Annotated in this window: 13 protein-coding genes; 9 read left to right on the top strand and 4 right to left on the bottom strand. The window is 68.3% G+C overall.

The genetic code is table 11. From position 1 onward, the window contains the following. Nucleotides 1–96: 96 nt before the first annotated feature. From BLU09_RS32795 to BLU09_RS32775, 5 genes are all read left to right on the top strand, one after another. Nucleotides 97–1,992 (top strand): FAD-binding oxidoreductase, encoded by a 1,896-nt coding sequence (locus tag BLU09_RS32795; protein ID WP_090494577.1) that lies wholly within the window; start codon nt 97–99, stop codon nt 1,990–1,992. Continuing rightward, nucleotides 1,992–4,598, top strand: a complete 2,607-nt coding sequence (locus BLU09_RS32790; RefSeq protein WP_090494575.1) for an SDR family oxidoreductase — start codon at nt 1,992–1,994, stop codon at nt 4,596–4,598. The genes BLU09_RS32795 and BLU09_RS32790 overlap by 1 nt, the downstream gene beginning before the upstream one ends. Then, nucleotides 4,595–5,560, top strand: a complete 966-nt coding sequence (locus BLU09_RS32785; protein WP_244172220.1) for an NAD-dependent epimerase/dehydratase family protein — start codon at nt 4,595–4,597, stop codon at nt 5,558–5,560. The genes BLU09_RS32790 and BLU09_RS32785 overlap by 4 nt, the downstream gene beginning before the upstream one ends. A 111-nt stretch (nt 5,561–5,671) precedes the next feature. Next, complete coding sequence (locus BLU09_RS32780; RefSeq protein ID WP_090494571.1) at nt 5,672–7,213, top strand: gliding motility protein; 1,542 nt, start codon at nt 5,672–5,674, stop codon at nt 7,211–7,213. 220 nt (nt 7,214–7,433) lie between these two features. Continuing rightward, nucleotides 7,434–8,195, top strand: coding sequence for a hypothetical protein (locus BLU09_RS32775; RefSeq protein WP_244172219.1), 762 nt, complete (start codon nt 7,434–7,436; stop codon nt 8,193–8,195). A gap of 188 nt (nt 8,196–8,383) precedes the next feature. Here the strand turns inward: BLU09_RS32775 and BLU09_RS32770 are convergent, their stop codons facing one another. Then, nucleotides 8,384–9,757, bottom strand: a complete 1,374-nt coding sequence (locus BLU09_RS32770) for a carotenoid oxygenase family protein (RefSeq protein ID WP_090494567.1) — start codon at nt 9,755–9,757, stop codon at nt 8,384–8,386. Nucleotides 9,758–9,856: 99 nt separating this feature from the next. Here BLU09_RS32770 and BLU09_RS32765 point away from each other — a divergent pair, with 99 nt between their 5' ends. Further along, nucleotides 9,857–10,510 carry a TetR/AcrR family transcriptional regulator gene (locus BLU09_RS32765; RefSeq protein WP_090494565.1) on the top strand — a complete coding sequence of 218 codons (654 nt, stop codon included), beginning with the start codon at nt 9,857–9,859 and terminating at the stop codon, nt 10,508–10,510. A gap of 151 nt (nt 10,511–10,661) precedes the next feature. Here the strand turns inward: BLU09_RS32765 and BLU09_RS32760 are convergent, their stop codons facing one another. Next, on the bottom strand, nt 10,662–11,147 hold the full coding sequence (locus tag BLU09_RS32760) for an outer membrane protein assembly factor BamB family protein (RefSeq protein WP_167371209.1): 486 nt from the start codon (nt 11,145–11,147) through the stop codon (nt 10,662–10,664). Nucleotides 11,148–11,561: 414 nt separating this feature from the next. Between BLU09_RS32760 and BLU09_RS32755 the strand changes: the two genes are divergently transcribed. Then, the gene (locus BLU09_RS32755; protein WP_090494562.1) at nt 11,562–13,640 is read left to right on the top strand and encodes a sodium-translocating pyrophosphatase; all 2,079 of its coding nucleotides are present in this window, start codon (nt 11,562–11,564) and stop codon (nt 13,638–13,640) included. 395 nt (nt 13,641–14,035) lie between these two features. Further along, on the top strand, nt 14,036–14,242 hold the full coding sequence (locus tag BLU09_RS32750; protein WP_090494560.1) for a hypothetical protein: 207 nt from the start codon (nt 14,036–14,038) through the stop codon (nt 14,240–14,242). 148 nt (nt 14,243–14,390) lie between these two features. Here the strand turns inward: BLU09_RS32750 and BLU09_RS32745 are convergent, their stop codons facing one another. Both BLU09_RS32745 and BLU09_RS32740 read right to left on the bottom strand, forming a co-directional pair. Next, nucleotides 14,391–17,744 carry an Ig-like domain-containing protein gene (locus BLU09_RS32745; RefSeq protein WP_244172218.1) on the bottom strand — a complete coding sequence of 1,118 codons (3,354 nt, stop codon included), beginning with the start codon at nt 17,742–17,744 and terminating at the stop codon, nt 14,391–14,393. A 274-nt stretch (nt 17,745–18,018) separates the two neighbouring features. After that, nucleotides 18,019–19,050 (bottom strand): GlxA family transcriptional regulator, encoded by a 1,032-nt coding sequence (locus tag BLU09_RS32740; protein ID WP_244172217.1) that lies wholly within the window; start codon nt 19,048–19,050, stop codon nt 18,019–18,021. Between the two features lie 74 nt (nt 19,051–19,124). Between BLU09_RS32740 and BLU09_RS32735 the strand changes: the two genes are divergently transcribed. Further along, entirely contained in the window at nt 19,125–19,970 is an 846-nt protein-coding gene (locus BLU09_RS32735; protein ID WP_090494735.1) for a dienelactone hydrolase family protein, read from the top strand. The last annotated feature ends 383 nt before the right edge of the window (nt 19,971–20,353 follow it).

Genomic DNA, 20,353 nt, shown 5'->3' with positions numbered 1-20,353 from the left:
AGACCAGCGGTTCCGAAATCGCGTAACGCAGTGCGCACCTGCGTAACCCGCGCGCGTTGACGGGGAAGAGGGCCCTGTGTACGACTGCGAGTGACCATGGCTAAACAATCAGGTTTGCTGCGCCGTCTTGGGAATGTGGCGCTGAATGAGGTGAGCGAGCGCTTCGGCAGCCCGTCACCCACGCCTTCCTCCGGAGACACGCGCTTCACGCCGCCGACGCCTGCCGCGTCGAAGGACGAAGAATCACTCGAAGGCTGGGGCTTCGCCGACACGCGTTTCGTGGTGAAGCCCGACGGGAGCACCGTCCTCACGGGCACCCGCTACAACATCAGCAATGTCGCGCTGCCAGACTTGATGCCGTGGTTCGCCGGCAAGCTGGCCTCGCCGCTGGGGTACGACAATCGCAACGAGCCGCACTACCCGCCCGAGATTCCCGCGGCGAAGAAGAACGACAAGCTCATAGCGGCGCTGCGCGAGTTCCTGAAGGAAGAGCAGCTCACCGACGACCCCAAGCAGCGCCTGCGCCGTGGCCATGGCCACACCGGCGGTGAAATCTGGGCCATCCGCTACGGGAAGCTGGACCGGGTGCCCGACCTCGTCGTCTTTCCGCGCGGCCACGATGAGGTGGTGCGACTGGTGGAGGTCGCCACCCAGCACGGCGCCTGTGTCATCCCCTTTGGCGGCGGCACCAATGTGACGGAGGCGCTGCGCATCCCGCTCTCCGAGGAGCGCCTGGTCATCGCCGTCGACATGCGGCAGATGAACCGGATTCTGTGGGTGGACCCCGTCAACCGCATGGCCTGCATCGAGGCGGGCGCCACGGGCCGCCACCTGATGGAGGAGCTCGCGAAGTTCGGCTTCACCATGGGCCATGAGCCGGACAGCCTCGAGTTCTCCACGCTCGGCGGGTGGATTGCCACGAACGCCAGCGGCATGAAGAAGAACCGCTACGGCAACATCGAGGACCTGGTGCTCGACATGCAGGTCGTCACGCCCCAGGGCATCGTGGAGCGCCCGCGCCAGGCTCCCCGGGAGAGCGTGGGCGTCAACCCGCGCCAGTACATGTTCGGCAGCGAGGGCAACTTCGGCATCGTCACTACGGCGGTGGTGAAGCTGTTCCCCCTTCCCGAAGTGCAGCGCTACGGCTCGGTCATCTTCCCCGACCTCGAAACGGGCCTCTCGTTCCTCTACGCGCTCCAGCAGTCGGGCGCGGTGCCGGCCAGCGTGCGGGTGATGGACAACACCCAGTTCCACTTCGGCCAGGCGCTCAAGCCTGCCAAGCACGGGCTGGCCGCGAAGGTGAAGAGCGAGGTCGAGAAGGCCGTGGTGACGAAGCTCAAGGGCTTCGACCCGTACAAGCTCGCCGTGGCCACCCTCGTCTTCGAGGGCTCGCGCGAGGAGGTCGCCTTCCAGGAGAAGGCGGTGTACCGCATCGCCTCCGAGCACGGCGGCATGAAGGGCGGCGGCGCCAACGGTGAGCGCGGCTACCAGCTGACCTTCGGCATCGCGTACATCCGGGACCTCACCTTCGAGCACTGGGCCATCGCCGAGAGCTTCGAGACGAGCGTGCCGTGGAGCCGTGCCATGGACCTCTACGAGCGCGTGCAGCGCCGCGTGGAGAAGGAGCACGCCGCGCTGGGCCTTCCGGGCAAGGTCTTCTTCACCGGCCGCTTCACGCAAGTCTACCAGACGGGCGTGGTCATCTATTTCTACCTGGGCTTCTACGCGCGCGGCGTCAGCGACCCGGTGGGCGCCTACGCGGCGCTCGAGCATGCGGCGCGTGAGGAGATCCTGGCCGCTGGCGGCTCGCTGTCGCATCACCACGGCGTCGGGAAGATTCGCCGCGACTTCCTGCCCGAGGTGTACTCGGAGGCCGCGCTGGCCCTCAACCGCAAGGTCAAGGCCGCCATCGACCCCGACAACGTCTTCGGCGCGTCGAACTGCGGAATCAACGGCCCGGTGGCCCTGACCCCGGATGAGGAGGCGCACTGATGTCCCGCCACGTATTTCTCACCGGCGTCACGGGTTTCGTTGGCAAGGTGGTGCTGGAGGCGCTGCTCGCGCAGGGCGTCGAGCGCGTCACGGTGCTGGTGCGCGAGTCGAAGGACCGCCAGGGCCGCGTGCATTCGGCGGCGGAGCGCTTCGCGAAGGTGGCGCAGGCCGAGTGCTTCTCGCGCCTCCAGCCCGGCTGGACGGAGCGCGTCGCGGTGGTGAGCGGCGACCTCGAGCAGCCCGCTTGCGGCCTGTCTCCTGCCGACGCCGACGCCGTGCGCCAGCACGTCACGCACGTCGTGCACTGCGCCGCCAGCGTGGAGTTCGACCTGCCGCTGGCGCAGGCGACCTCGGCCAACATCCGGAGCGCGCTGTCGGTGCTGGAGCTCGCGCGCACGTGCCCCAAGGTGGTGGGCATGGTCGACGTGTCGACGGCCTACGTCAGCGTGTGGCGGCCCGGCCCCATCGAAGAGAAGCTGGCGCACCTGCCGAAGCCAGCCGCGGAGCTCTACGAGGCCTTCCAGGTGGCGCAGGGCGACGGCCGCGAGTGGCTGGAGCTCACCGGCCACCCCAACACGTACACCCTCACCAAGAGCGTCGCCGAGCACCTCATCTGCGAGCGCCGCGGCCACGTGCCCGTCGTCATCGTGCGCCCCAGCATCGTCTCGGCGGCCCACCGCACGCCCTTCCCGGCCTGGCTCGACAGCCCGGCGGCGCTCGCGGGCTGCCTGCTGTACAGCGGCCTGGGCGTGGTGCGCGCCTTCAACGCCGACCCGTCGGTGCGCCTGGACGTGGTGCCGGTGGACGTGGTCGCCAGTGAAGTCGTCCGTTCGGTGTTCGGCCCCATGCCGAAGCCCGGCCAGGCCGTGCCCATCGTTCACGCCACCATGGGTGTGCAGCGCGCGCTGCGCATCGACATGGCCGCGGCGTCGACCATCGAGTGGTTCAAGCACCGCCCCGGCGTGGTGAAGGCGCCCGACATGTTCGTCGGCCGCAAGGACCACGGCTTCGACGCGGTCGACTTGATGCGCCGGGAGCTGCCGGTGCAATTGCAGAAGGCGGCGCTCGCGCTCTTCGGCCAGGCCAAGGCCCACCGCCGGCTGGTGCGCGCCGACGAGAAGGTGCAGTACCTCAACGAGGGCTTCGCGTACTTCACGCACCACACCTTCGACTTCGTGCGCAGCGAGCCGCTGGAGGTCCCCGGCTTCGACCCCTTCGAGTACGTGCGCGTGGTGAACGAGGGCATGTACCGCCACCTGCTGTCGCGCGATGAGAGCCAGGTGTCCTTCGCCGGGCCGAAGCACGACGACGCGCGCGGCGACCGGGCGTGGGTCCAGGAGCGCGGCGTGGGCAACACCACGCACAAGGTGCTTGGCTATGCGCTGCGCAAGACGTTCCGCCACTGCACCAGCGACGTGACGTTCGACCGGCCGTCGTTCGAGCGCGCGATGGCGCAGGTGCCTCCCGGCACGCTGGTGGTGCTGGCGCCCACCCACCGCAGCTACTTCGACTTCCTGCTGACCAGCTACCTGTGCTTCCAGCACCCGGAGCTGGGCATCTCGATGCCACACATCGCCGCCGCGGAGGAGTTCGGCCGCATCCCCGTGGTGGGCCCGATTCTCAAGGACTCGCAGGCCTTCTTCATCAAGCGCGGCGTGGGCCGCGAGGTGCCGGAGCTGGGCGAGGAGCTGCGCCGGCTCACCGAGAAGAACGCTTCGCTCATGTTCTTCGTCGAGGGTCAGCGCAGCCGCGCGCGGCTGATGCTGCCGCCCAAGCGCGGGATGTTGCGCGCGCTGCAGAACACGAAGCGCCAGTTCGTCGTGTTGCCCGTCGCCATCTCCTACGACCGGCTTCCGGAGGAGGCGTCCCTGTCGGAGGAGCTGTCCGGCAAGCCGCGCCCGAAGATGACGCTCACCGGCGTGCTGTCGTGGCTCACGAAGCTGACGCGCGGCCAGGTGCAGCTGGGCCGTGTGCATCTGTCGTGTGGCGCGCCGCTGGCGCTCAACCCGGACACCGACGTCCGCGCACTGAGCCATGCGCTCATGGCGGAGCTGCAACGCCACACCACGGTGAGCAGCTTCCATCTGCGCACGTTCCTCGCCGAGAACCCGATTCCGGGCGTGGATGAAGCGTGGCTGCGCGAGGCCATCGAGCGCCGCGGAGGCCGCGTGCTGGACAGCGACCTGCCCGTCCCCAGCCCCCTGTCCCCCGCGCTGGCACACTCGCTCCGGAACCAGTGGCAGCACTGGTTCGCCGGTGATGTGCTGGCCCGGCAGCCCGGCAACCCCGCGCTGGAGGACCACCTGTCGCGCTACCGTTGGTGCGCCACGCCGCTGGCCGAGCTGAGCGACGCGCGCGTCGACGCCGTGGTGAAGGCGCTCTTCGAGCCTGTCGTGCGTGACTACCAGGAGGCGACGAAGGTGCGCGCGCCCGACGAGCTGAAGGCCGTGGCGGTGACACACCGGCCGCACCTCGATGGCGTGGTGCAGGCGCTGGTCTCGCGCGACATCGTGAAGCCCGCGGGTGACAACTTCGAGTGGGGGCCGAACGCGGCGGAGCTCTCGCAGTTCCATGAGGCATGCGCCTGGCGCGGGGTGCAGCCGTGAAGACACTCGTGACGGGAGCCAGCGGGTTCCTCGGACGCAACCTGCTGGAGACGCTGGGCGACGACGCCGTGGCGCTGGTTCGCTCGCCGCTGCCGGGCCCGGTGGCCCAGGTGTCGGGCACGCCGCTCGACCCTGACGCGTGGCTGTCCCAGGCCCAGGGCGTGAAGGTGCTGATTCACTCCGCGGGAATGGTCCACCACAGCCGGCAGCACGCCGACGAGATGGTGCGCTTCAACATCGACAGCTCGCTGGCCATGGTGCGCGCCGCGAAGGCGCTCGACGCCCGGCTGGTGCTGGTATCGACGTCAGGCACGGTGGGCTGCTTCTCCCATCCGACCATCGAGGCGGACGAGCACTCCCTCTACGCCGAGGCGCTCGTGGGCCGGTGGCCCTACTACCTGTCGAAGATTCACGCCGAGCAACAGTCGCGGAAGCTGGCGAAGCAGCTCGGCGTGGAGATGACGGTGGTGCGGCCTCCGGTGCTCCTCGGCCCCGGGGACACCCTGGGCCGCTCGACGACCAACGTGGCCCGCGTGCTGAACGGGCGCCTCCCCTTCATCCCCACGGGCGGCATCGCCTTCACCGACGTGCGGGACGTGGCACATGCGCTCGCGGTGCTGGCGAAGAAGGCCGATTGGCGGGACACGTACCACCTGCCCGGCACCGCCCTGCCGCTGCGCACCTTCTTCGAGCGCGTGGGCGAGGTCGCCGGCATCCGGGTGAACCGTCCCGGCGTGCCGACGCTCGTCGTCGACGGGCTCGCGAAGCTCGGCTCCCACGTGCCGCTCAAGAAGCTGCCGGACCCCGTGGTGCTCGAGATGTCGACGTGCCACTGGGGGTTCAAGACGCTGTGGAGCCACGAGGAGCTCGACTACCGGCCGCGGAGCCACCGGCAGACACTCAGCGACACGGTGGCGTGGCTGCGCGAGGCGCAGGCGCGGCAGACGCCCCTGGCGGGCTGAAGTCTGGGGGGCAGCGCTCCGTCGCGGGCCCTCCCCTCAAACAACGCGGGAGCGATGCGGCACATGGCCTAGACTGGGTCCGAACCAACCCTCTTACGGACCCGGTCGACCATGAAGCCCACGCCAGGAGACATCTTCGTCGTCCACACCCCTCGGCTTGATGCCTACACGGCGGTCCAGGTGACCGCCCTGAAGGTCGAGGGGAAGGACGAGCTGGCCTGTGTGCTGGCGTTGGATTGGGTAGGCCCCTCCCTGCCCGACGCCGCCGAAGTGGCGGCCATGGCTCCCGCCCACTTCAACTTCTTCTTCTGGAAGGACCACTGCGTCCACGTCTGGGCGTCCGCCGAGGTTCCTCGCGGCTTCACCCGGGTGGGCCACCGGCCGCCCCTCGTCGTCGAGGACGTCAACAGCTACAGCGGTTGGCCATCCGGCAGCGCCCTCTACAGTCAGCGCCGCTGGGAGGCCATCCCCCAGGCGCAGCGCGACGCCTTCAAGCAGATGGTCGCAGCACGCGACGAGCAGGTGCTGTTCACGGTCGGCGACATGGAGGTACGCCGCTCGATGCAGCGGCTGGATACGGCTCGCCTCGCCGCCGCGTCTGACCTGTCGGTGTTCGAGGCGCTGCCGATTCTGACGTCTGTCAATGCGGACGCCCCCATCCCTGGCCTGTTCGACTTCATCCGGCGACGCCCCTTTGTCTATGAATCAGCGGTGCTCAAGCATGGTGAGCGCCGGGTCGACCTGCGGGGCGCCCAACTGTCCCGGCTCACGCTCGACGTGACGGGCGTCCACGAGCTCTATCTGAACGACGGCCTGGAGGACCTGTCCCTGGTCGGCCAGCCCGACCCGGCGCTGAAGATTCACGGCGAGGCGGATGGGCGCTGGCTGACCTTGTCCCTGGGCGCTCCGGACATGCCCTGGTCCGGTCTGGACACACTGGACAGCCTTCATCTGAGGGCCGCGCGCGACGTGGATGCGTCGCGCATCGTGCGGCGCTTTCCAAACCTGACGGAGCTGCGCATCTGGGGAGCCCCGGGCTACCTGAGAAACACCGCGGAGCTGGCGAAGCTCCCGGCCCTGGCCATGCTGACATTGAGCGACCTGTTCGGGATGTCACCCGACGAGTTCCCCGGCCCGGAGCAGCTCCCCCACCTGGGAATGCTCTGGCTGACGAGCATTCCCGCGGACGTCGCCGCCCAGGTGAAGAAAGCCTACAAGGCCGCCGCGCGCGAGGGCCTGGACCTGTCGGTGCGACAGCCGCGCAAGGCCGACTGGCTGGCGGAGAACCTGGACAACCCCTTTCGCGTCTGGGACGGGGCCGACAACATCACCCCGGCCCAGGCGAAGAAGGCCGCGGCGCTGTACCGCCAGGCACGGTCGGCCGCGCTCAAGGCCGTCTCCGAAGGGGACCGCTCCCCCGCTGCCCTCGTGTCCGCGCTCACCCCCATCGTCACGGCATACACCGATGGCTTCAACAAGCTGGATGCCCGCAACACCTTCATCTTCACCGAGGAGCGTGAGCAGATTTATCTCGCGCTGTTGGGCATCTTCGACGCGGTGGATGAAAGGCTCCGGTCCACGGAAGGGACTCCCGCCGAGCCGCTCAATCGAGAGGCCCTGGTGTCGGTGATGGACTCGATTCGAGACTTCTAGGGTGATTCACCGAATGCCCGCATCGCGCAATCCGGCTGTTTTGCGTAACAAATTTGTATCAATCCACAGGAGACAGCCGGACGCAGTCATTGAATTTTTTCACATGCCCAGAGGCATGTAGCGTCCGTTCGCGTGCTCCAACAGGACATCTGTCCATTCCGTATCGGAACACTTATTACCTTTTAAAACGGGCAAATCTGGCGTGCTATCTTCCGCCGCCATGCGCACTTCCCTCAGCTTCGCGTCCCTCCTCGTCGCTTCTTCCCTCACCGCTGGCTGTCTCGGTCCCGAGACGGACACTGATACGGATGCGGTTCAGTCCATCGAGCAGCAGGCCACGGACCCCTTGTTCCGCGTCCACAACATCGTCGAGGCGGTGCTCCCGGCCGCCAACTACGACGGTGTCGCTGGCGACGAGTGCATCGCGCTCGTGAACCCCGAGCACCGCCTCCGCAAGATCATCGTCGTCGAGACGGCCGGTGCCAACGGCACTTGCGCGCTCAATGCCTACAGCGCTGGCGGCGCCCTCAGCTTCACCTGGGGCGACACCACCGTCTACCAGGGCCCGGCCGGTATCGCCTCCATCCGCGCGGCGCTCTCCGACACGGATGGCGCCGTGCACCGCCTCACCGGCACGCTCACCTCCGAGGCCACCACCCTGGCCCACCTGCAGTCCTTCCTCACGCAGACCTACGCCCAGCAGGCCAGCCAGCTCGCCACGTTCACCGCGGAGCGCGTCCACTCCCGCTACGACTTCGAGGGCCAGGAGCAGGTCTACGCCGAGGCCGCCTACCAGGCCGTCCGGGTCACCCAGCCCTGTGAGAACCCCGGCTACCCGACCCTCGAGGCCCGCATCCACAACGGCTTCGTCTATGGCTACACGGCCAGCAACACGGGCAGCTGCCACAGCGGCTGGTTCACCCGGCGCTACGTCTACAACCGCAACTGGCAGCTCGTCGACAGCTACGAGTACTCCGAGTAGTCCGCCACGCCGCGGCTTGATGCGGCAGGCAGTCGCCGTTGCTCATTGATGGCCATGGATTGGCCTCTCGCGCGAAGTTGTCCAGCGGGAGGCCATCCATGAGCGCTTCGTCCAGAAGAGCGGCCGGGCACAGCGCTCCCTCGGGCTGAAGCAGGTTCTGACCTCGCGCCACCAGGCAGCGAAGGACATCACATCGCGGCGAAACTGCCGTGAAACGTCACGGGGATGGCCTGGTCGAAGTGAACGGTCGCCAGCGGACCGTCTTCGAGATGCTCGCCGTCGAGCACCGCGACGTAGGAGTGGTCGGTCGTCGAGTCGAACACGAGGTCGAGCACGAAGGTGGCGTCCTGCGACGCCTCGCGCGGCACGAGCACGGGCTCACTCGGCACATGTCCGGCCGGGAGTTCCCACTCGGCGCTCCTGCCCCGGTCGAGGTCGATGCGCGTCACCCCCAGGATGTTCCGGTCCATGACGTTCCGCTCGGTTTGCGCGAACACCGTACCGTGCCGCGCGCCATGCAATCGCGGATGCACCTGAGGAAAGTCGCAGGGAACGTCGAAGAGCTTCGTCTCACGCGCCGTGCCAGACTTCAGGTCGAGCTTCACTCGCGTCAGCAACGGGAGGGGCCCGGTCGATTCCATTTCTCCAATCTCCCCGAGCGAGAACTCGGGGTAGCGGCAGAAGTCGACACATGGACCGTCCGCGTCCTCGAAGGCGTTCGAGAAATGCCAGAGCCAGAAGGGGGCGAGCTCGAACGTTCGGGGTGAATGGATGGCATCGAGCGGGACGACGATGAGCCGCGCCCCCAGCTCAGGCCTCCACCGAAAGAGCTGGGTGACATCTCCCAGGCCGACCATGGCGCGCAGGAGATTCAACTGCACGGGCCCCACGAACAGGATGAGGTGCCGCTCCGTCGCCATGAAGTCATGCACCATGCTCTGCCAGGGCGCCTCCACGGTGCCGAGCTTCGACGGCTCGCCGTCGTCCGGCAGCGCGTACAGGTCGATGTTCATCTTCCGGCCATACCGGACCCCGAAGTTGAACGTCGTCCGCAGCGAAGCGACACGATGAGGGTGTGCGGAGAAGGCCCCCGTCACCACGCCCAATCCTGTGGCGTCGAGCGTCTCCAACGTCGCGGGGTCCATCTCCTGGAGCAGGCCGTTCTCCATCAGCGCGAAGAGCCGGTCCTTCCACAGGAAGGTCGAGGTATTGCCCGTGGTCTTCGCCATGTCCTTGCTCGCCGACCGCATCCGATCGAGCCACGACGCGGATGACGTGTAGAGAAACCGCCCCGCGCGCTCCTCCGCACGGTAGCCGGCGCTCTCCACGATGCGGCTCGCGCCCTGCGCACCACCGCCGTCGAAGCGCACCGCCGTCACGGCGCCATCCGCCTCGAACGCATGCGCGATTCGCGTGCCAAATCGCTCGAAGAGGCCCGGTCCGGCGCGGAACAACGTCCCCCGGAGGGACTCGGGAAGCCGGCCTTCGACCCGCAGCGGCTCGAAGCCATGGGGACGGGAGAGGGACCGCAACAATGGACTCACGGAATTCGCGCTGCGCATCCGCTGCTCCTGGAGCGATGAAATCTGTGCCGAGGCACAAAGTAAGTGACTCTTACTTACTTTGCAACAAAGGCCCGTCCATCTACCCTGGCTCCACGCATGGCCACGAAGACGCGAGCACGCCCGTACCACCACGGGGACCTCAAGCACGCCCTGCTGGAAGCCAGCATCGAGCTCATCCGCGAGGAAGGCGTCGACGCGCTCACCGTCGCGGAGGTCGGACGCCGCGTGGGGGTGTCCTCCGCCGCGCCCTACAAGCACTTCGCGGACCGACTGGCCCTGCTGCGTGCGCTCGCGACGGAGGGGAACCGACGGCTCAATGCGACCCTCATCACCGCGACGGAAGGGACAACGGACCCGCACGAGGCCTTCCGGCGCTCAGGGGTCGCCTACGTCCGGTGGGCCGCGGAGAACCCGGCCCTGTACCGCATCGCGACCGACCCGGCGTACATCGACTACGCGGGCCCGCATCCGGACGAGGAAGTCCCCGAGCCGCTCAAGGGCTCGATGGACACGTTCTGGCCGGAGCTGTCGAAACTCGTCCGGTCCGGGAGCGCGCTCCCCACCTCACATCCATTGATGGAGCAACTACGAGGTCGCGCGCTCGCGCAGGGGTTGGCGAACATGTTCGTCAGCGGCGTGTTCGACTCGCTCGGAATCGCCACAGCCGACGCGGAGCGGCTTGCCCGCGCCATCACCGGTGAGGACGTCCCGGCCACGACACGCAAGGGCAAGACTTCGCGGACGCGTTGAGCCGCAGGCACCAAGATTGATGAGGACGTTCTCCTCCGCGAAGACCACGGCGCCATGAACGACGCCCTGTACCGCACCGGATTGTCGAGACACCAGGTGGGTCGTCATCAGGCCGCTTGCTTCTTCATCAGCTCCCGCCAGGCCCGCCGGCTCAGGTCACCACGCGTGCCCGCGCGCCATGGATCCCCATCTGCAGTTGGAGCGAGTAGCTGCCCCCATCCCCATGTTCGCTGCTTCGCGTCCATTGGGGCCGGCCGGAATCCGCCGCGAACGCGACGAGGACGTCTTGGTACGCGACGATGACCTGCCCGTCTTCCACCAGCACCGACGCGGACGTGAAGTTCGGCGCATGAGCCGGCGCCACGCGCTGCGTCCAGAGCGGGCGCCCACTCTCGTAGTCGAGCACGTGGACATCGAGGAAGACGCGCTTCTTCAAGACGCCATCGGAGCCGCCCGCGAACACGAACACTCGCCCATCCCGCACCTCCACGTGCGTGGGACGCGGGCGCATCCCTGGGACCGATTTGCCAGGAACGAGGAACGTCCATGCGGTACTGCCGTTCATGCGGTCATAGGCCGCGACCAGGCCATTGAAAGCCGTGACGAGGAGCGGACTGGGCGGGTGCGGTGCGTTCATGCAGCGCTCCGTTACCACACCCGCCTCCGCCCCCGGCCTGAGCGCACGAGGCCCACGGTGCCCCCGGGAGAAGGCCGCGCCATGGACGTCGCCCCCTTGGACACGGGGCCTTGGATACGTACTGGCCCTTATCTTTCGTAGAATCGCGAGTGAGTCCGGGCACTTGGGGCCCTGGTGATGCAGCCCCCCACCCCGCCTGTCATCCGGACTCGGGCCCCGCATGAGCGCCGGCCCGGCGCTGGAGGCCGTAACGCACCCGCCCAGAACGTTGGTAGGACTCCCAACCTGCTGGGGCGCGCCTAGGAAACTCCCAGATTGCGCTGAAATCAACTATACGCGCTCCGTACAAATTTCGCGGCACACGAGCGACCCGGTCGGCGAGGTCAGGCTCCCGGGACGTCTCTGGAGGATTGGATGGAGTTGTCGAGTCTCGAGTCGAGTTTCTGGGCAATCGCACCGGGCGTGGTCGGCGCCGTGGGGCTGCTCTTCGCTGCGGTCTTCTACTTCCGCGTCAAGGCGCTCCCGGAGGGTGACGCGACGATGAACCGCATCGCGGGCTACATCCGCGAAGGCGCGATGGCGTTCCTCGTCCGCGAGTACAAGGTGCTCGCCGCGTACTGCGCGGTCATCGCGGTGCTCATCGGCCTGGCGCTGGGGCCGATCGCCAGCGGGAGCTTCGTGCTCGGCGCGTTCCTCTCACTGTTCGCCGGCTACATCGGCATGAAGGCCGCGACGTTCGCGAACGTGCGCACCGCGCAGGCCGCGCGCACCGGCTCCAAGCCGAACGCGCTGCTGGTCGCGCTCGACGGTGGCGCGGTCATGGGCCTCGCCGTCGCCGGCCTGGGCCTCATCGGCATGGGCGGCGTCTACTACGCCTTCCAGGGGCATCCGCAGCTGTCCCCCGTCCTCCACTCCTTCGCCGTGGGCGCCAGCTCCATCGCGCTCTTCGCCCGCGTGGGCGGCGGCATCTACACCAAGGCCGCTGACGTCGGCTCCGACATCGCCGGCAAGGTCATTGAGAACATCCCCGAGGACGACCCGCGCAACCCGGGCGTCATCGCCGACAACGTGGGCGACAACGTGGGTGACGTGGCCGGCATGGGCGCCGACATCTACGAGTCCATGGTGGCCGCGATTGTCGCCGCCATGGCCATCGCGCTGACCGCCAGCGCGGCGGACCTCTCCCGCCTCGTGGTGGACCCCTCCGCGACCGGGAGCGCGAAGGTGGCGGGCGTGGTGATTCCCCTGGTGCTGTCCGCCGTGGGCCTGGTGGTCAGCCTGCTGAGCATCTTCATCGCGCGCGCGCTCAAGCACATGAACCCCGCGCAGGTGCTGCGCAGCGCCCTCATCCTGCCCCCGGTCATCCTGGTGGGTCTGTCCTTCGTGATGATGCAGGTGTTCGGCCTGTCCCAGGCCATCACGGTGGCGTTGGCCGCGGGCGCCTTCGGCGGCGCCGTCATCGGCCTCGTCACGGACTACTACACGTCGTCCACGCCGGTGCAGCGCATCGCGGAAGCCTCCGTCACGGGCGCGGGCACCAACCTCATCCGCGGCCTCGCCGTCGGCATGGAGAGCGTGGGCATCCCGATGGCCACCATCGCCCTGGTGGCCTACATCGCCGACCAGGCGCTGGGCCTGTACGGCATCGCGCTGGCGGCCGTGGGCATGCTGGGCGGCACCGCCGTGGTGATGACCGTGGATGCCTACGGCCCCATCTCCGACAACGCCGGTGGCATCTCCGAGATGTCCGGCCTGGGCCCCGAGGTCCGCGCCATCACCGATGAGCTGGACGCGGTGGGCAACACCACGGCGGCCATCGGCAAGGGCTTCGCCATCGGCTCGGCGACGCTCACCGTCATCGCGCTCTTCTCCGCCTTCAACCTCGAGGTCAACCACACGCGCATCGCCGCGGGTCTGCCGGAGATGAGCCTGCAACTGACCAACCCGAACGTCATCGTCGGTCTGCTGCTGGGCTCCATCCTCCCGTTCCTGGTGGGCGCCTCCACGATGCTCGCCGTGGGCCGCGCGGCCGGTGCCATCGTCGAGGAGATTGGCCGTCAGTTCCGCGAGATTCCGGGGCTGATGGAGCTCAAGGCGGACCCGGACCCCAAGAAGATCGTCGACATCGCCACCAAGAGCGCCCTGCGCGAGATGATCTTCCCGGGCATCGTCGCCGTCGTCGCCCCGCCCCTGGTGGGCTACCTGTTGGGCCCTGGTGCGCTGGCGGGTCTGCTGGCCGGCTCGCTCGTCGTCGGCGCCACGATGGCCCTCTACATGGCCAACGCGGGCGGCGCGTGGGACAACGCCAAGAAGTTCATCGAGAAGGGCAAGCTGCCGGGCCACGCGAAGGGCTCGGCGGTCCACAAGGCCGCCGTCGTCGGTGACATGGTCGGTGACCCGTTCAAGGACACGTCCGGTCCTGGCGTGGCCATCCTCATCAAGGTCATGAGCGTCGTGTCCCTGCTCGTGGCCTCGCTCATCGCGCTGCGGTAGTCGCACCGGTGCAGCGCCTCGGATACCGAGGCGCCGCGCCACACCCGGCAGCTCGCACCGCGCGGCCCCATCAGCCGCGCGGTGCTCCGGAGCGCCGGAGGGAAGCCAGGGCAAGCCTGGCCACCTGCTGTCCCCACCCCGCCAGCACCGCGCCTCCAGGCAGCGGCCCGGACCTCGAGGGGAGCGAACCGAACACCCCCACCCTTGCCTGCCCGGGAGTGCCCTGGGCAGCGGGCGGGCGCGCACTACACTCATGGTGTACCGCGACCACCTGCGCGACAGGCCTCAGGTGCGGCGGCACCGGCCTCAGGGGCCTGACGTGCGCGCGTTCGCACCCGTGTCCTCCGGGGAGAGGGAGGCGTGTCTCCGTTGTTCCGGTGTCAGAGAGGTGACCCATGGTCCTGGAGCTCTCCCAGCAGCAGATCCACCTCCTCCACGTGTGCCTGTCTGAAAGCATCGCGGAGTTACACGACGAGGTCCTTCACACCGACGAGCGCGACCTGCGCGAAGCACTGAAGCGCAGGCTCGACCAGTTGCAGGGCATCCAGCAGCAGGTGGAAGCCTTGATGCAAGGAGCCCAGGAAGGGGCGTCTCCTGGCTGAATACAGCTTCCACGCTGCTCGATGATGCAGCCGGCCTGGAGCGTGAGGCTGCGGTGCTCCAGGCCGAGGTCGCGGGCGGCGCGGCAGTCCCCCGGCTGACCTCGAGCACCGCGAACGCGGACGTCGCTCGCGGGCCGGGTTCAGCCGGTCACGGTCCCCACACCGGCCCGCTTGGGGTGACCGTCATCGCTTGCACCCCCGCGCGCAGTGGCGCCGGAGTGACCGCGCCGCTGGCGGCGTAGCCGAAGCTGCCGCCCGTGCTCTCAATCCCCTTCTCGAAGCGGACCACCGCGCTTCCGCGGGTTGGGTGACTCAACGTCACGCTGTACGCGGTCGCCGTTTCGTCGAGCGTGAGCTGCAGCGCCGCGCTGTCGGCCACATCCTTGGCCTGCACGACGTGAAGGAAGTGACTCACCACCTCCCCGCGGGTCTCAATCTCTCCACGGAACTGGCCCACCGGGTACGGGTAGGTGCCATCGCCGCGCACCGGGCCGCGCTCGTCGATGATTCGCCGAACGGGATTGGCTGGAACCAGGGTGCTGACCCGCAGCTGCTGCCCGCCGCTGTTCGCGGACCAGGTGTTGCCCATGAGCACCGGTGACTCCGGGAAATGAACCAAGAAGGTCTTGGCAACCGTGGCGTCATCCCGTGCGCTTTCGAGCCGGTCGAACACAATCAGGGTGTCGAGCGGACGCACGAGCAAGGTCTCACGCACCACCCGGCCCGCGTGGGGGTTGCCGACCTCGGCCTCTCGGTGGGCCCACTCGGCGTTCAAGTCATACACGCCGGTGAGGTCGACCGCGGCGTAGCTCGCCACGGACGACGACTCCAGGCGCAGCATTTGCGGCGCGTGGTGGTAGTAGCCGACCGTGCCCCGCCCCTCGAACAAGAGCGTGTTGTGCCCCACGGGCGACGCGCAGTCGACCGCCGCGCCACCGGCGTATCCGACGATGGAGTTGGCGTAGCCCACCGTCTCGCGGGTCAGGAACTCGCCCGCGCGCCACACCTGGAAGTTGCCGGAGTCGCGGTGCTCATGACCCGCGTTGGCCGTCACACCGAACTGCAGGTTGACCAGGGTCGCGTCGGGCGCCCACGCCGTCTTGGCGTACACCATGCCCAGTCCGGGTGCGTGGTAGTCGAGCGGCAGCTCCGCGAGGTCACGAGACGGCACCGCCGCCAGCGTGTCGCTATAGACGTACCGGATGAGTCGGTCGTCAATCGGATGGCCGGTGAGTTCCAGGAAGCGCTTGGCATAACCCGCGATGGGCTGGTCCGACCACTCCTCGATGAGCGGGGCGAAGTAGCTGCCCAGCGACGTCTGCGCGGTGTTGCTGGGATTCCACCGGTTCAGCCAGCGCTCGTCGTCATTGAATGGGAAGGTCTCGAACAGCTGGAACTGGCCCCTCCGGGTGGGCCCCGGCGTGGTCGAGTAGATGGACCAGAAGACCGACGCCATGAAGTAGTCGGTCTGGTTCCACATGTCGTGGCCATACAGGCCCAGCGTGGTGAACGGCACCGTCATGTAGCCGAACGTCCGGCGGCCGTAGGTCGAGCCCTCGTGCGGCGCGCCGCCTGCCGCCGGCCCATCCAGATAGGGCCGCAGCGAGAAGGCCCAGCGTGACTTCATCGCGTACTGCAGGAGCTCGTTGGCGAACGGCTGGTTTTCATGCCAGCTGGCAATGGCCCACAGGAGCGCGTTGCGGAAATACCCCGTGTAGTAGTTGTTGCCCTCCATGCCGATGCCGCCCCACGGATTGGCGTTGAGCGCCTCGATGGCGAAGTTCCAGCGGTTGATCAGGAGCGTGCGCTCCGCCGGAAGCAGGTGGGCGAAACACCAATCGTAGGTGAGGATGGCCGCCTCGCCGTACCAGCGGGCCGGATCGCTCGACACCGTGTTCTCGGAGATGGGAATCTCGGTGCGCACCGCCCAGTCAATCGCGGCGCGGCACGAGGCCGGGGTGCCGGTGAGCAGCGAGTGCATTGCCGCATCGATGGCCTGTTCGGGCGCTTGCACGTTCGCGACGGGCGTATACGGGTGCTGCGCGAAGTACGCCTGGGCCCGGGCCAGCCGGTCCGCCGTGAACCACACCCGCGGATGCGCCACCGGGATATCGAGCACCACGGGCGGCCCGTTGGCGATGGTCAACATGACGGGCGCCGAGGTGGTCTGGTTGCCGGCGCGGTCCCGCGCCACCGCCGTCATCGGGAAGGTGCCGTCCCCTAGCAGCGTGGTGGAGACGTTGATCCAATAGGGATAGCTGAGGTCTTCGGGCCCGAAGTCCTGTCCGTTCACCTGCAACTGCACGCCCGCAACCCTCACATTGTCATGGGCGTCGACCCTGACTTGGAGGGTACCGCCCACCGTCACGCCGCTCTCGGGCGCGACGATCTGGACCTGGGGCGGCGTGACGTCGGGAGGTGGCGCGCTCACGTTGACGGATACCGGCGCGGAGACGGTGACATTGCCAGCGGCATCGCGAGCCACCGCGGTCAGCTGCCGGAGCCCATAGGGCTGGAGCGCCTCGGTGTCGAGCGTCACCGACCAGGGGGCGGCCACGTCCGGCGCGCCGACCTGAACGCCGTCGAGCTCGACGTGGACCCGGGTGACGCCCACGTTGTCGCTCGCGCTCATCCGCACCGTGAAGGGACCACTGACGGCCTCTCCCGCGACGGGCGCGGTGACCTGCACCTCGGGAGGCGTGGTGTCGACAACCACGTTGGCGATGGTGACGAGGATCGGCGCCGAGGTGGTGAGGTTGCCAGCGGCGTCGCGCGCGTGCGCGGTCAACACATGGTTTCCATTGCGGAACAGGTGGGTGTCGAGCTGCGTCGAGTCGAGGTTGCGGCCGTCGATGCGCAGCTGCACGCCGACCACGCCGACGTCGTCGCTCGCGTCCACGGTGATGCCGACCACGCCCTGCACCGTCGCGCCTGCCGCGGGCGCCGTGATTGCAACGGACGGAGGCGTGGTATCGCTGCGCGGCGCAGGCGCGGTGTACTCAATGGTGAGGAGCGGCCGACGCTCCGGCTGGGTGGCCAGGCTGGTGAAGACCTTGGCCACCTTCCCAACCTTCGAGTTCGCCAACATCACGCCCTGGTTGGTCGACGGGTCGTCGACCCACGACTGCACCACCGCCACGTCGAGTGGCACGTCGTGCACGCTCACCGTGCCCGGAAACGTGGAGACCTCGAACGACGAACCGGCGACCAGGTCCGTCCCCTGCCCGACCGCCCCCAGCCGGTCCCACTCCAGCCCATCGTCGCGGAACTGCCATCCCAGTCCGTTGGCCCCCAGGTTCCAGGGCGCCTGCACGTATGCGCCTCGAATCGAGAAGTCGCTGGTGTAGGTCTCCACCGCGAAACGCAGCGTCGCACTCTGAACCACCGCCCCAGCCGGCACGCCCGTCTGCGGGAAGCGCAACAAGGCCTCGACCTCATAGTCCTCGGTCTGGAACACCCCGAGCAGCGCCTGATTGCGATGCGCCGCACCGTTCTGCGTCATGCCTTGGCTGGTGATGGCCACCGCCTCTGACACAGTCACCGGCGAGGTCACAGCCCGCAGCGCGGTCCCCGTGCCGGCTTCCGGCGCACCATCCTTCGTGCATCCCGTGAGCAAGAGCGCGCCAAGCACTGCTGCCCATACCCCAGTCATACCGCTTATTCTTGAGTTCATTGACTAACAGCTATTACCGCACCAATGACGGGAAGTCCAAAGGGGCGTCTGCGTTTGCGCTGCCAGCCCGCTGCACGGAGGCAGGGCATCTCTGTGAAAGCCCTCATGGCGCCGGTGAATCGCGCCCTTTCAACGGTGAGCGCCGGGCGCGTGAGTTGCCGTGCCTTCCTCGTGGCGTCTCTCCGACGTACCGCCGGAACACGCGACGGAACGCAGCGGTGTCGGCATACCCCACCCGGGCAGCGACATCTTCGACCGACGCATGGGTCGTCTCGAGCAGGTGGGAGGCGTGAGCCACGCGCACCCGCTGCACGAACTCGAGCGGCGTCATGCCCAGCCCGGCCTGCACCCGCCGCGCGAGCGTGCGCGAGGAGGTGGCAGCGGCACGGGCGAGCTCATCGAGCGTCAGCTGCCGGCCCAGATTCGCGGCGACGAATTGCTCCACGGCACGAAGCGCCGGGTCCGAGACGCGGAGGTGCTCCATCACCATGTACCTGGCCTGTGAGACACGCTCGTCGAGCACGAGGTAGCGGGCCACCAGGTGCGCGAGTGATGGGCTCGCGACCCGCGCGACGATGGCCAGCACCAGGTCCGCATGCGCGAAGGCCGAGCCCGCGGTGAGGACGCCGTCGCTCTCGACAACCATCCGGTCTGGTTGGAGGGCGACCTCGGGGAAGCGACGCACGAATGAGGGGACGAGCCACCAGGTCGTCGTCGCGCTCCGCCCCGCGAGGAGGCCGGACGCCGCGAGGACGAAGGTCGCGGAGCACGAGGCCGCGACCCTGGCGCCCTTCGCCGCCGCGCGCGCGAGCAACGTGATGCCACGCGCCGCATCGGCACGCGAGAGCAACCGCTCGATGGCGCGCTCGCTCGCCGCGGAGAGCCCAGGTACCAGCAACACGTCTCCCGCCTTCACACCTCGGAGGCTCAGCGCGCCGTCCACGGAGACGGTGCGTCCCGTGCTCGAGCGGACCGGCTGACCGTCGAGCGACACCACCCGCTGACGCAAGACCTGGGCACCCCGGGGAACCGTGGCGAGCCCTGCCTCGACGAGTCGTGCGGCCGTGTCGACCACATCGAGCCCCACGCCCAGCGAGCCCTCTGCCACGCCATCGAACACCACATGCGTAATCACGGTGGCAAGAATAGCCCGTTCATTGTCAATCTCGCCACTGGTCGCGGAGGATGGACTTCCCGCATCGTCCGGGCATGCGTCCATCCACACCTGACTCCACGGCCGACGACCCTCTCGATGACTTCGCCCGGCGGCCCCTCACCCTCAACGACGCCATGCGAACGGTCTACGTCGCCGGCCACGGCCCCGCCGTCATCGTCATGGCCGAGATGCCAGGCATCAGCCCGCACGTCGCCCGCTTCGCGCGTTGGGTCCGCGACGCGGGCTTCACTGTCTACATGCCTTCGCTCTTCGGCAGGGACGGTGCCTACCCTCGCACGGAGGAGGGGCGTGCCATCATGCAACGCGCCTGCGTGAGCGCGGAGTTCCGAGCGTTCGCGGCGAATGAGTCGAGCCCCGTGACGCAGTGGCTGCGTGCCCTGGCACGCCTCGCCCATGAGGAGTGTGGCGGACCGGGGGTCGGCGCGATTGGGATGTGCTTCACGGGGAACTTCGCGCTCTCGATGATGCTCGAATCCGCGATGCTCGCTCCCGTCATGTGTCAGCCGTCGCTGCCCCTGAGCGACGCCGGCGCGATTCAACTGGCGCCTGACGAGCTTGCCGCCGTGAAGGAGCGCCTCGAACGTGACGACCTGACGGTGCTCGCCTATCGGTTCGAGGGAGACCGATTCTGCACGGCGCAGCGATTCCAGGCATATACGGCCGCGCTCGGAAAGCGCTTCGTTCCCCGAGTGCTGCCCACGTCCGCCGCGAACCCGACGCCGCCCCCCTTCTTCGCGGAAGTCGTCGGGTGCGCCCACAGCGTCGTGACTGCCCATCTCATCGACGCGGAGGGCGAGCCCACTCGCGCGGCGCGAGACGAAATCCTCGCCTTCTTCGCTCAGCGGCTGGGACGCGAGGGAGCACAAAGCACGGCGTGATGCGCCCATGCGCCACTCGCGTCAATGAGCCACGCGGGCTCGCGGCGCCAGGCGGACCAGCAGGGCCGCCAGCGCCGCGGCCGTCGCAAGCACCGTCACCGCCACCCAGTGGCGAAGAAGCGCGCCGTCAGCCCGGCCCCAGGCGAGTGACGGCCTCAGGCCCGAAGCGGTCTGCGACGCAGCCCACCACCGGCGCGTCCAAGGCTCCAATCGCCCAGGCCAGACCGAAGGCGCCCGCCGCCGCGCTGCCCAGGGGGAAGGCCCCAGGTACGTGAAGGCCGCCGCGCCGCTAGCAGGCTGTTGAAGAAGTCCGGTTTGTGGGCATGAGACCGGGCTTCTCGTGTCCTCCGCTCTCAACCTTGTCATCGGGGGGAGGCGGAGGG

The organism is Myxococcus virescens (assembly GCF_900101905.1).
In the GTDB taxonomy this organism is placed as follows: Bacteria; Myxococcota; Myxococcia; order Myxococcales; family Myxococcaceae; genus Myxococcus; species Myxococcus virescens.
The sequence above is the reverse complement of the archived record's forward strand: the minus strand, read 5'-3'. Positions and strand labels throughout refer to the sequence as shown.

What these genes read in the sequence shown, in the direction of transcription:
- BLU09_RS32795 (WP_090494577.1), top strand. Translation starts at nt 97, where the DNA reads ATGGCTAAACAATCAGGTTTGCTGCGCCGTCTTGGGAATGTGGCGCTG.
- BLU09_RS32790 (WP_090494575.1), top strand. Translation starts at nt 1,992, where the DNA reads ATGTCCCGCCACGTATTTCTCACCGGCGTCACGGGTTTCGTTGGCAAG.
- BLU09_RS32780 (WP_090494571.1), top strand. Translation starts at nt 5,672, where the DNA reads ATGAAGCCCACGCCAGGAGACATCTTCGTCGTCCACACCCCTCGGCTT.
- BLU09_RS32775 (WP_244172219.1), top strand. Translation starts at nt 7,434, where the DNA reads ATGCGCACTTCCCTCAGCTTCGCGTCCCTCCTCGTCGCTTCTTCCCTC.
- BLU09_RS32770 (WP_090494567.1), bottom strand. Translation starts at nt 9,757, where the DNA reads ATGCGCAGCGCGAATTCCGTGAGTCCATTGTTGCGGTCCCTCTCCCGT.
- BLU09_RS32765 (WP_090494565.1), top strand. Translation starts at nt 9,857, where the DNA reads ATGGCCACGAAGACGCGAGCACGCCCGTACCACCACGGGGACCTCAAG.
- BLU09_RS32760 (WP_167371209.1), bottom strand. Translation starts at nt 11,147, where the DNA reads ATGAACGCACCGCACCCGCCCAGTCCGCTCCTCGTCACGGCTTTCAAT.
- BLU09_RS32755 (WP_090494562.1), top strand. Translation starts at nt 11,562, where the DNA reads ATGGAGTTGTCGAGTCTCGAGTCGAGTTTCTGGGCAATCGCACCGGGC.
- BLU09_RS32750 (WP_090494560.1), top strand. Translation starts at nt 14,036, where the DNA reads ATGGTCCTGGAGCTCTCCCAGCAGCAGATCCACCTCCTCCACGTGTGC.
- BLU09_RS32745 (WP_244172218.1), bottom strand. Translation starts at nt 17,744, where the DNA reads ATGACGCAGAACGGTGCGGCGCATCGCAATCAGGCGCTGCTCGGGGTG.
- BLU09_RS32735 (WP_090494735.1), top strand. Translation starts at nt 19,125, where the DNA reads ATGCGTCCATCCACACCTGACTCCACGGCCGACGACCCTCTCGATGAC.